A 12,267-nucleotide genomic window follows, 5' to 3' on the forward strand; every position below is an offset into this window, starting at 1 on the left:
ATTGGCGAGAGGCAGCAGCAGTGGGGCAGCGGCACAAGCTGCGTTATGCTGGTTTGGGCTTCGAAGACGGGACGTGCGCAACGCAAAAAAGATCAGCTCCGCAGCGGAGATGATCTTTGGTTCAAAGTACGGCTCAGTAGCCGCTTCGCGAAGCAAGCCTGCGGCTTGGCGGACGCAGCGCCCACGAGGCCATAACAAGCACGAGGAACAATAGCGGCTGGGAGGCCAGTGCCAGACCGTCGCTGTTCAGCAGATGGGACAGCGTCGCTCCGCTTAATTCAAAGAAAAAGCCGGCGTAGGCCCATTCTTTGAGACGCGGGAAACGGGGAACGAGGATGGCGATGACGGCGAGCAGCTTCCAGATGCCGAGAATCGTCAGCAAATATTCGGGATAGCCGAGCTGGGCTAGCGTATCGATTTGTTCCTGTTTGTGCAGCACGAACAAGCTACCGCCGATGACGAAGCTGGTCGGGCCGAGGATCGTCGTAACCCAGTAGGCGATGGTTTTGATTTTGGACGGTTGATGGGACATGTGTTCATTCCTCTCGCGATGAAGTTGGCTTGCGCCGATGGGTTTCATTATAACATATCTCCTCTGCGAGACTTCTTATCGATTGCTGTTTACTTTGCGAAAATTAGTTGGCCGGTTTCGATTACAAATGATTGATTTTAGGGTAGAATGGGAAGAGCAAGGGAATGGGAGTGGAACGATGGCAAAAGAAGAAATGATTTTGACGCCGGAAGGCTTGGCGAAAATCGAAGAGGAGCTGCGCGATCTCAAGACAGTCAAGCGCAAGGAGCTCGCTGAGCGGCTGAAGGTCGCCATCAGCTACGGCGATTTGAAGGAGAACAGCGAATACCATTCGGCGAAAGAGGATCAGGCGTTTTTGGAGACGCGGATTTTGACGCTGGAGCGGATGCTCAAGACAGCCAAAGTCGTCGACGCTGGCGAGCTGAGCTTGAACGAGGTGGGAATCGGCTCGACGGTCATTCTGAACGATATCGAATTTGCCGAACGGATCGAATACCAGATAGTAGGTCCGGCTGAAGCCAATGTCGCCGAAAATCGCTTGTCGTATGAAAGCCCGCTGGGTAAAGAGCTGCTGGGCAAAAAGGTAGGCGACACGATCAACGTTAACGCGCCGATGGGCGTGCTGCAGTATGAGCTGCTGGAGATCAAACTGGGCTGACCGGAGCTTCTGGTTGGGCTGTGAACGGATGAAGGAATCTCGCTTGAACAAAGCGGGATTTTTTTTGTTATTCATTTTTGCTTGTTTTTATCATTTATTGACAAAAATAATGAATTATTTTTGCGTTATTTTATATAATGTGCAATAAAATGAATATAATGATTTATATTTTGCGCTATGTGCATAACTTTTATTTGTGAATAGATTTCTTTGAAAATGTTCTAATATTGAGATCGATTGGCGCAAGATCGTTTATTTGTGTTCGAAATCGTTGAATTGTTCAATTGAATTTGGACAGGGCAAGGCGTAATTTGGAAGTACTATCCCCCGCAAGCCGGGAGCGATAGAGTAGCCAACGACAGGGACGTTAGGGAGGAGAAGCGGGCCAAGGACGCATCGGCCATGCAAACGGTAGATTAGATCGACTAACCCAGAAATAAGGAGGCATTTTCATGAGTAAGAGAAGCAACAACGCCCGAAACAAGTTTCGGCAAGCCGCTTCAATCTCGATGGTGTTCGCCATGGTATTGAGCTTGCTGAACTTCATTCCGCCAACGGAGGCGGACGCGGCTGGCCCTTATCTGCTGTCGCAAAACCGTCCGGCCTATTCGTCGACGATGAACGGCAACAGTTCACCCGACCTGGCATTTGATGGTGACACGGGTACACGCTGGGAAAGCGCATGGGGCGTTGACCAACAATGGATTTATGTGGATTTGGGTGCAAACGCTAACATTACCGGCGTAACGCTGCGTTGGGAAGGCGCTTTTTCCACGAACTATAAAATTCAAACGTCCAACGACGAATTGAACTGGAGCGATGCGTATTCGGTCACAAACGGTGACGGCGCGGTGGATGCGCTGACGTTCACGGCTACAGGCCGTTATGTGCGCTTGTTCTCCAATGCCCGCTCGATTTCGGCCTACGGCATTTCGCTGTTCGAATTCGAAGTGTACGGCACGGGCGGTGTGAACCCACCTCCGGCGCAGCTGGGCACGAACGTTGCTTTGAACCGTCCTGTAACCGCTTCCTCTTACGAGGTTGCCGATTACTTGCCGCCGAACTCGACGCTGCCGCAGCTGGTCGTTGACGGCAACGGCACGACGCGCTGGTCCTCGAACCATACCGACAATGAATGGATTTATGTGGACTTGGGCAGCGTGCACAACATCGGCCGCGTCATTATCAACTGGGAGTCGGCAGCTGGCCGCACGTACGATATTCAAGTATCGAACGATGCTGCGAACTGGACAACCGTTTACCGTGAGCTGCATGGCGACGGCGGTACGTTCAATCTGCCGATGTACGCTTCCGGACGTTATGTCCGCATGAAGGGGATCAGCAGAACGACGACGTTCGGGTATTCGATTTTTGAATTCCAGGTATACGACTATGTAGCCGGCGATCCGCAGCCTACGTATTCGATTCCTGCACTGCCAACGGCTTCTACGGTTGCAGTAGGCCAAGGTAGCTATGTGAAGGACGATCTGTCGGTGCCTCAGCCTAAATATCCGCTGTACAAAGCCGATAACCTGGCAACGCCGCTTCCGTCCAATGACTGGTGGCAGTCCATTATGATCAACAAGCTTGGAAACGGTATCATTACGCTTCCGCTGAAAAACAAATACACCAAGCAAGGTCTGAGCGTATTGAACCCGGGACAAGGCTTCATCGCCAATGACCGGACGCAAGCCGCGGACGGCAGCCCGGACCTGTATATTACGACCAATACGATGGACCCGGCCAAGGTCGTGAACAAAATCATCGGTTACGGCGATTTCTCGGCCGATGTCTCCTTCACAGACGGCACTTCCGAGCTGAAAACGACGTTTGTCAAAGGCTCGCCTTACCTGTACAACACGTTCAGCAATCCTGCTGATGCGCAATTGTACCTGCCGGCGACAACCCGTTTCTTTGACGACAACAACAACACGATCCTGACGACAGACGGCGCTTCAATTACAGCCGATCATATCGGGATTCAAGTGACCAATTCGAACGGCGCTCCGACGCCTTCCAACGTCACGCGTTATTACGGAGCATTCGTGCCAGCCGGTACGACGTTTACGAAAATCGGCGCTAAAATCAAAATTTCCCTGGGCAGCGGCGCGAACTACATGTCCGTCGCCACGATTCCGGGAACTGCCAACCTGAACTACTTCTATCAACATGCGTACGCGTTTGTAACGGGAACGGCTGCCTCGTACAGCTTTAACGATACGACGTCTGACGTAAGCACGACGCTTGCTGCAACGACGACGCTGAAGCGTACCGGCTTTGCCAATACGACGCTGATGGCGCAGCTGCCGCATCAATGGAAAATTACGACTTCGCCGCTCACGGCTTTGACGTACCAGTCCATCCGCGGCTTGATGAAAGTAACTGAGGGCAACTCCTTTACGACTGTCAACAAGTTCTACGGCATCGTACCGCAATTCACGGAGCCGGGCGACTCCACGTATTCCCGCCAAACGCTGAAGGACTATCTGGTCAAGCTGGACACCGACACAGCGACCAACCTGATGCAAGGCGACGCGTACTGGCAGGGTAAAAAGCTCCATCCGCTGGCGATGGGCGCGCTGATTGCCGATCAAATCGGCGATGCGAACTACAAAGCGCTGTTCGTCAGCCGCATGAAAACCGTTCTGAGCGACTGGTACACGTACACGAACGGCGAACCGACGTACTATTTTGACTACAATTCCGACTGGGGTACACTGATTTATAAAAACAGTGAGTTCGGCGCCAACTCCGGCATCACCGACCACCATTTCACGTACGGCTACTACGTATTTGCTTCCGCCGTTCTGGCTTCCTTTGATCAGGACTTCCGCGACAAATACGGCTCGATGGTCGACATGCTGATCCGCGACTACGCGAATCCGTCGAAAACAGACCCGCTCTTCCCGTCCTTCCGTAACTTCGATCCATACGAAGGCCATTCCTGGGCAGGCGGCTATGCCGACAACGACAGCGGCAACAACCAGGAAGCAGCGGGCGAATCGCTGTTTGGCTGGGTAGGCCAATATTTGTGGGGCAACCTGACCGGCAACACCGCGTACCGCAATGCCGGTATCTACGGCTTCACAACCGAGCTGAAAGCAGTTGAGCAATACTGGTTCAACTACGATCAAGACAACTGGCTGCCAGGCTTTAACCACAAAGCGCTGGGCCAAGTATACGGCAGCTCCAATTTCTTCGGCACCTTCTTTAACGGCGATCCGGTTTTCGTTTACGGCATCCACTGGCTGCCAACGGCCGAGTATTTGACCAGCTACGGCTTTGATCCTACGAAGGTACAAACGATGTACAACGGCCTCGTAGCCGATATCGGCGGACCTGAAAATGACTGGTACCACATCGTATGGCCGATCCAGTCGTTGTTTGATCCGCAAGCTGTATTGAACAAATTCAATCCGACGATCGTTCAGCAAAACGAGCTGTTCAATACGTACTGGTTCGTTCACAGCATGGCGACGCTCGGCAACCGGACGAAAGACATCTGGGCCACCGGCGGCGCAAGCGCAACCGTGTACAAAAAAGGCACGACATACAGCGCGCTTGTCTGGAACCCGACAAATGCAGCAATTACGGTCACTTTCCGCAATAGCGGCGGTGTTACAGGTTCGGCGACGATCGCTCCGAAAACACTGGTGAAAGTGAATCCGCAAGCGACAACGAATCCGCAAAACACGCCTCCGACGCTGACAGCCGACAGCACGCAAAACAATGTCGGTCAGCCGATGGACATTACGTTCACCGATAACGCTACCTGGAGAGGCGCGATCACTGCCGTTCAAGTAGACGGAACGAACGTGGCTTCCGGTCAATACACCGTAACGTCCGGCAAAATCACGCTGAACGCTTCGCTGTTCCCGACCGCCAAAGCGTATTCGATCACGGTGCTGGCTAACGGCTACTATGCAGCGACGGTTTCGCAAACCGTGAATGCAGGCAGCAGCGGCGGTACGAATCTGGCGCTGAACAAAACGGTTACGACCTCGACAGGCGCGCTGCAAGCTGGCAGTCTCGCGGTTGACGGCAACGCCGGAACCCGTTGGGAATCGGCCTTCAGCGATCCGCAATGGATTTCCGTCGACCTTGGTTCGACGCAATCGGTTAACAAAGTCGTTCTGAACTGGGAAGGCGCGTACGGCAAAAGCTACAAAATCGAAGTTTCGACAGACGGCAGCAACTGGTCGCAAGTGTACTCCACAACGACAGGAGCAGGCGGCGTTGAAACCCTCACGTTTGGTGCAGCAAATGCCCGTTATGTGCGTTTGACAGGTACGGTCCGCGGCACAGCCTACGGCTACTCGCTGTATGAATTCGAAGTATACGGCAGCGGTTCGACGACGCAAACGCCTCCGACGCTGGCGGCAGCGGCAACGACTGTGGGCTCGGCAGGTACGGTAACCTTTACCGACAACTCCGCATGGAGAAGCGCGATCAGCGCTGTGAAAGTAGACGGCACGACCGTGGCAACGAACCAGTATACGGTCGCCGCAGGTTCGATTACGCTGAACGCCTCCTTGTTCTCGACCGCCAAAACGTACGCTATTACCGTACAGGCTTCCGGTTACTCCGACGCCTCGGCTTCGCTGGTAGTTAACGCAGCAAGCAGCGGCGGTACGAACCTGGCGCTGAACAAAACGGTTACAACTTCTACAGGGGCTGTGCAAGCAGGTAACTATGCCGTAGACGGCAACGCCGGAACTCGCTGGGAATCGGCTTCAAGCGATCCGCAATGGATTTCCGTCGACCTTGGCTCCACACAATCCGTGAACAAGGTTGTCCTGAACTGGGAAGGCGCATACGGCAAAAGCTACAAAATTGAAGTTTCAACAGACGGCAGCAACTGGTCGCAAGTGTACTCTACGACGACCGGCGCAGGTGGCGTAGAGACCCTCACGTTCACTGCGGCAAACGCTCGATATGTTCGCTTGACCGGCACGGTTCGCGGTACACAATACGGCTACTCGCTGTGGGAGCTGGAAGTGTACGGTAGCGGTTCGACAACGCAAACCCCTCCGGCACTGACCGCTGACAGCACACTGAACAACGTCGGTCAGCCAATGGACATCACGTTCACCGATAACTCCGCATGGAGAAGCGCGATCAGCGCCGTGAAGGTGGACGGCACGACTGTTGCAACGAACCAGTACACGGTAGCTTCTGGTAAAATTACGCTGAATGCTTCGCTGTTCTCCACGGCGAAAACGTATGCGATTACCGTGCAAGCGAGCGGCTACTCCGATGCGACCGTCTCGCAGGTGGTGACGGCGGCTTCCAACGTCAATCTGGCGTTGAACAAAACCGTAACGACGTCCACGGGCGCGCTGCAAGCCGGCAGCTATGCCGTAGACGGCAACACCGGAACTCGCTGGGAATCGGCCTTCAGCGATCCGCAATGGATTTCGGTCGATCTGGGCTCCGCCCAAACGATCAGCCGCGTGAACCTGAACTGGGAAGGCGCGTACGGCAAAAGCTATAAAATCGAGGTGTCGACGAACGGATCGACTTGGACGCAGGTCTACTCGACTACAACGGGCGCAGGCGGCATCGAGAATGTCACCTTTACGTCAACCAGCGCGCGTTACGTTCGCTTGACCGGCACGGTCCGCGGCACGCAATACGGCTACTCGCTGTGGGAAATGGGCATTTATCAATAAGCTTCAGCACAAGGATAAGCAAGGGGCGCCTGCGGGCTGCCCCTTGCTTTTTTGCGTGATGCGACAGCCTTTGGGCAACGCGCGTGACTTCGGAGCACGCAATTTCCGTGGCGTGCGGCATTCGCAGCCTGCCGTGCTCGCTAGCGCGATACCGGCCATACGGCTGCCGGAGCGGCTCGGCCCGGACACGACCGGACATGGGCACGGCACGATTCGGACCGGACACGGTTTCGGCTCAAGCGAGCGCGCCGAGCGTGACCTTGCGCAGCTCGCTTTTCCAGAAGCAGTCGCCGTCTATGGCCGCCAGCGCGGTTTCCGCTTGATCCTTCAGCAGTCCGACAACGATTTGCGCATATTCGATGCAGCCGGACTGCTCGATATAGCGCAAGACGTCCGGCTTATAGGCCAGAAACTGCTCGGCGGTCAAGCGATGCTCGTAGAAATCATGCAACGGCGCACATTGTGTCTTTGACTCCTGCAGCAAAAATAAAATCGGCAGCGTGCGCTTGCGTGCGAGCAGATCGTTTTTCAAATCGTAGCGGCGCAGGTCCTGCAAGTCGTTGGCGATTTGCGCGGCGACGCCGAACAGCTCGGCGAATTGCTCCAGCGCCTGCAGCGTGGCGGCGTCGGCGCAGCCGGAGGTCGCGCTGCCGAGAAAGCAGGCCAGCCGGATCAGCGAGCCCGATTTCTCGCGCGTCATGTCCAGATAGGCGCTTTCCGAATCGGCGCGGTCGAGCAGATCCTTTTGCTGGCCGCACAAGGCGCGCGACAGATGGGCGCCGACGCCGACGGCCGGCAGTACGGCTGCGATAGGCCCGGCGGCGCTGCGCCCCAGCATGTCGGCTTGCGCAGGCAGCGTCGCAAGCTCGCTGAGTGCAGTGACGAGCAGCGCCACAGCGGCGTTCAGCGCCAGTGCCGGCGGGCACGTCATCCACGGCTTGCCGGTGTTGTCCTGATCCTGCAGGTCATCGACAATGTCGAGTGCCAGCACGATGACCTCGGTGAGCGCTGCCAGCCGTTCGATGTGCGGGTCGCTGCCGCCGAGCAGATAATGGGTGAAGCGGGTAATGTCGGCCCAGCGGCTGTCCTCGCGCGCTTTTTCCCGGATGAAGCTCGCCAGATGGGCGGATAGCGACGGCTCGGAAAAGCGGTTTTCCATCAGCTCCAGCATGAGCTGCACAATAGTGGGATTCATGATTCGTTCTCCTCTCTGAAATATGCGGCATACTGCTCGTCGCCAAGCACCTTTTGCAGCGCCTGAATTTTGGATGCGACGCCGAGCTTTTCATAAATTTTGCGCAGGTGGTTGTCGACGGTGCGGCGGCTCGTATGAATTTTGTCGGCAATCGCTTCGTGCGTGACGCCACGGCTGACCATCTGCAGGATGTGGATATCCTCGTCGGTTAGCGGCGTCTGGTATAACGAAACGCGCTGCGGCCGGCGCAGCCGGTTGAGCAGCGGACGCGGCAGCACCAGCTGATCGTGCAAAACGCAGGGGATCATGTGCTGAACGATCGCCTCCGGTGTGTCTTTGGAGATGACGGCGCTGATGCCAAGCTCCCAGACGATGATATCGGCGAGCGCCGACAGATCGTGGCCGGTAAACAGCACGATTCTGACCTCGGCGTCGATCCGCCGGATTTGCTCGGCAAGCTGAATGCCCGACAGATCGGGCAGCTGGTAGTCGAGCACAACCAACTCGGGCCGGTGTTGCCCGATCAGCTCCAGACCGGCTTGTCCGGTGACGGCGGTTGCCAGCACGCGGATATCGCCGGTCTGCTCCAGCAGCTGGCGGGTCGCGCCGGCCATGAGCGGGTGATCGTCGATGACAATTGCTGTGACGGGCGAGTCCGGCGGCATTGGCGCATTCATGCGGATTCTCCTTCCTGCAGGGCGGCGGGAATCGTAATGTGCACGCGCACGCCCGCGCCGGGAGCGGCTTCGATGCGGCAGCTTCCGTCCAGCGCTCCGACGCGGCTGCGCAGCTGCTCCAGCCCCCGGCTGCGCGGCCGCTCGGAGCCGGCGCGCAGCGGAACCGGCGGCGGGGCGGCGCTTCCGGCCGCAGTGCCTGGCGTAACGTCAAAGCCGACGCCGTCGTCTTCATAGCGCAGCGTAACGCGCCCGCCTGCCGCAGCCGCCAGCTTGAACCGGACGTGCCGGGCGCGGGAATGCTTCTTGGCATTGTTGAGCAGCTCCTGAACGATCCGGAACAGATGCATTTTGACCTCCGGCGTCCGCAGCTCCAGCTCCTCGTCGGACGCGATGTCGAATTCCAGCCGGAAGCCGCAGGTTTGCCGCTCTTGTTCCACAAGCTGCTCCAGCGTCCGCATCAGTCCGATATCGGCCATCAGATACGGATGCAGCTCAAAGCAGCTTTCCCGCAAGCTGCGGTGAATCGCGTCAATGTCACTGACGAGCTGCTGCAGCGGAGCAAGCCCGGCCCGGTCGGCGGCCGGAAGCCCGCGCAGCGCGCCCGTGAGCTTGCGGCGCAGGAAAAACAAGTCCTGCATCGTCGTATCGTGCAGGTCGGCGGCGAGGCGCATGCGCTCTTTTTCCTGCAGCTCGAACGTCAGCTTGCGGAACCAGGCCAGCTCACGCGAGCTGCGCCGGTCGGGCAGTCGGCCGATCGCTTGCTCCAGCGAGGAGGTCAGCTTGCGCACCAGATGGACGTTCTCCATCGTGACGGACAGATACGTCACGATAAGACGCAGCCATTGCGTCTCTTCGCGGCTCAGGAGCGTATTGTCCTTTTTGGCCGACAAAACGAGATAGCAGGCGTATTCCTCCTGACGGGTGACGGTTATGACGGTGCAGCCGGTTTCCGTAGAGGCGCTTGCGTCCGTGTTTGCTTCGGCTCCAGAGCCAGAGCTAGAGCCGGAGCCAGAGCCACCGGCAGCACAAGTGGCAGAGCTGGAACTAGCGCCAGCGCCAGCGCCGTTGCCAGAGCCGGAGCCGGAGCCAGCGCCGTTGCCGCTACCCGCACCAGCGGATGCGCCCGCCGATGAGTTAACGGCTGTGTCGCCGCCCGTTTCGCTGGCCAGCGCCCGTGCGATGTCGGCTTCGTCGATATCGCCTTCGGCGGCGCAGTCGGTATGGTTGTCATAGCGGTAGACAACGGCGCCGCCGAACAGGTCGAGCGTGTCGACCAAGCCGCTCAACAGCGTGCGTTTCAGCTCGCGGAAGCTGCTGGTGGCGCCGAGGTCGCCGGCGATTTTTTTCAGCGATTGCTGGAGATAATGCTTGCGCGGAAACAGAAGCGGCGCGAGCCGGCTCGTCCAGGTCTCAAACGCATAGAAGATGAGCGATTGGGCGAGCAGGAACAGCGAAAAGGCGATAAAGCCCATGCGGCCCGTCATCCGGTCCGGGAACAGCAGCCAAACGATGGCGAGAAAAACAACGCACGGCGGGATGGCGGCAAGCACAGCGAACAGCATCCTTTTCAGAATAAAATCGATGTCGTAAAGCTGATGGCGAGCAATCAGACAGGCGAATGCAGCCGGAAAAAAGAGGACGAACCAGCCCGTGTAAAACGGGTTGATCCAATAGAAGCCGGCCAGCATTTCCGGCACGAATGAAAGGACAATAAGCGGCGCGAACGAGATGAACAGCGCAGCGGCAATCGTTTTGAGCAAAGCGGCGATATGCGGCGTCCGGCGGTGTCTGGCGTAAGCGTAGGCAAGCACAAGCGCGCTCAGCAGGACAATGACGATGACGAAAATTTCCAGAATCAGCGTCGTATAATGCGTGATCAGGTAGGAGACCGGGGCGTTGACGAAGGTCGTCAGCTGCAAGGCGAACAGACCGCCGATAAAGCCGTATAAATACGGGATAAAGGAAGAAGGCAGCGTGACGCCTGCCCGCTCGCGCAAAAATACGATCAGAAATTGCAAAAAGGATACCGGCAGCAGCATCACCGCCGCTCCGATCAGATTGATCGCCAGCGCGTCGCCACGAATTGAAGCCAGCAGGCTCATGAAGGCGAGCCCGATGCAAGCAAACATCTGCGCCAGTCTGCGGGCGGAGGCCGAGCGCGGCAGCTTGCGGTGGAACAGCCAAGCGACGGACAAGCTGACCAGCTCACCGAACAGCGCGAAATAATCGGCTTCGGCCGCTTTGGGGATGCGGTCGGTCGTAAGCTCAAGCTCGACGCCGCTGCGATTCACTACAATCGTGTGGGCTTGATCGATGGTGCGCAGCTTGACAACCGACGGGAATTGTCCGGCGGGAATGCCGTCCAGCGACACGACCCGGTCGCCGATGGCGATGCCCAGATCGCTGGCGATGCGGTCAAACCGCGAGACGACCCATGTGCCGTCCGGCTGCGCAGCGACGTTGATGCCGAAGCTGGGATACGTAAATAAAAGGTAGAGAAACCAGATATGGAGACAAAATAAAAGAAATATGAATATTTTCATCATTTTCACCATTTTAGGCCTTCTTTCTTTGTATATTTTAAGATACAATTGGGATAGGCTTTAGATCAAAGCCCGTTTATCCCGAATGGAGGTGAGAACGATGTCGACGGTTCTGTGGTCTGCGAATCTGCAAGAGGTGGTCCGCAAGCTGAAAGCCGCTCCGGCCGACCGTACTGCGGTTGCCGGGCTGTCCGCTTTCGAGCAGGCGGCTGTGCTGCAAGGCTTTCAACGGAAAGTGAACACTGAGCAGCAAAACCTGCCTTGGAGAGACTAACATGAAGTTGCAGTTGCTTTAAGCAAAAGGGTTGTATAATATAAACGTGCATTTAATGTACTTTATAGTATACAATCCTTTTTGTGTGCACGAGCTTATGTCGGACAATTGTTTACAATTGCGAAAATAAATTTTTGCACGAATGCGAAAGAATGTTGCGCTGAAAATTTCACAAATCCTCCATATACTAGAAATATAGGCACAATAGGGAGGCTTGAATGATGAAAGACAAAGAGACGAAGCGTTGGACGACATACGAACCGTTTTACGTGGAGCTGAACGACAAGAAGGTAGCCGACATTGTCATAACGAATCATGCGGTTGAGCGTTGGACGAGCCGGATCAGCTCCGAAGACGGCACGTTCGAGGCGATTTCCGCTTACTTGTGGAGCCGTCTGAAGGACGGGCGGATTGCGCCGTACTACCAAAGCGAGCAGGATGTGTATCTCGTTGACGGCGATGTGGTCGTTGTGGCCGATTTTGCCGTGCTGGAGCGCGAGACGGACATTGCGGGCAATCCGCTGCACAAGATGATTGTCATTACGTTTCTCGGCAAGCTGTCCGAGACGATCGAGCTGCGCGACCTGCGCTCGTATTACGCCTGGCTGCGCCATTCCCGGCGCATGACGCTGGTGAAAAATTCGCGCAAGCGCCGCTAGGCGCGATTGCGGTGTGCAGGCGGGGGAGCGGTCTTTCGTGCGACGCCTTGTTTGCTA

8 protein-coding genes are annotated in these 12,267 nt (G+C 56.6%); 4 read left to right on the plus strand and 4 right to left on the minus strand.

What is annotated here, in order from left to right:
- Positions 1 to 133: 133 nt before the first annotated feature.
- Positions 134 to 580, minus strand: a complete 447-nt coding sequence (locus B5M42_RS10370; RefSeq protein WP_230632835.1) for a DoxX family protein — start codon at positions 578 to 580, stop codon at positions 134 to 136.
- Between the two features lie 130 nt (positions 581 to 710).
- Here B5M42_RS10370 and greA point away from each other — a divergent pair, with 130 nt between their 5' ends.
- Both greA and B5M42_RS10380 read left to right on the plus strand, forming a co-directional pair.
- Positions 711 to 1,190, plus strand: coding sequence for a transcription elongation factor GreA (greA, locus tag B5M42_RS10375; RefSeq protein ID WP_134752404.1), 480 nt, complete (start codon positions 711 to 713; stop codon positions 1,188 to 1,190).
- 452 nt (positions 1,191 to 1,642) lie between these two features.
- A complete protein-coding gene (locus B5M42_RS10380; RefSeq protein WP_134752406.1) occupies positions 1,643 to 6,862 on the plus strand; it encodes a galactose-binding domain-containing protein in 5,220 nt (1,739 codons plus the stop codon).
- Positions 6,863 to 7,097: 235 nt separating this feature from the next.
- On the opposite strand, the gene B5M42_RS10385 is transcribed toward B5M42_RS10380, so the two are convergent.
- The 3 genes from B5M42_RS10385 to B5M42_RS10395 are packed head-to-tail and all read right to left on the minus strand — an operon-like array spanning position 7,098 to position 11,289.
- Positions 7,098 to 8,057, minus strand: coding sequence for a polyprenyl synthetase family protein (locus B5M42_RS10385; RefSeq protein ID WP_134752408.1), 960 nt, complete (start codon positions 8,055 to 8,057; stop codon positions 7,098 to 7,100).
- Complete coding sequence (locus B5M42_RS10390) at positions 8,054 to 8,734, minus strand: response regulator (RefSeq protein WP_134752410.1); 681 nt, start codon at positions 8,732 to 8,734, stop codon at positions 8,054 to 8,056. Before B5M42_RS10390 ends, B5M42_RS10385 begins: the two co-directional genes overlap by 4 nt.
- The gene (locus B5M42_RS10395; protein ID WP_134752412.1) at positions 8,731 to 11,289 is read right to left on the minus strand and encodes an ATP-binding protein; all 2,559 of its coding nucleotides are present in this window, start codon (positions 11,287 to 11,289) and stop codon (positions 8,731 to 8,733) included. Before B5M42_RS10395 ends, B5M42_RS10390 begins: the two co-directional genes overlap by 4 nt.
- Positions 11,290 to 11,377: 88 nt before the next feature.
- Between B5M42_RS10395 and B5M42_RS10400 the strand changes: the two genes are divergently transcribed.
- Positions 11,378 to 11,551, plus strand: a complete 174-nt coding sequence (locus B5M42_RS10400) for a hypothetical protein (protein WP_167689839.1) — start codon at positions 11,378 to 11,380, stop codon at positions 11,549 to 11,551.
- A gap of 221 nt (positions 11,552 to 11,772) precedes the next feature.
- Positions 11,773 to 12,210 (plus strand): hypothetical protein, encoded by a 438-nt coding sequence (locus B5M42_RS10405; protein ID WP_134752453.1) that lies wholly within the window; start codon positions 11,773 to 11,775, stop codon positions 12,208 to 12,210.
- Positions 12,211 to 12,267: the final 57 nt, after the last annotated feature.

This window comes from Paenibacillus athensensis (genome assembly GCF_004514475.2).
Taxonomy (GTDB): Bacteria; Bacillota; Bacilli; order Paenibacillales; family NBRC-103111; genus Paenibacillus_AL; species Paenibacillus_AL athensensis.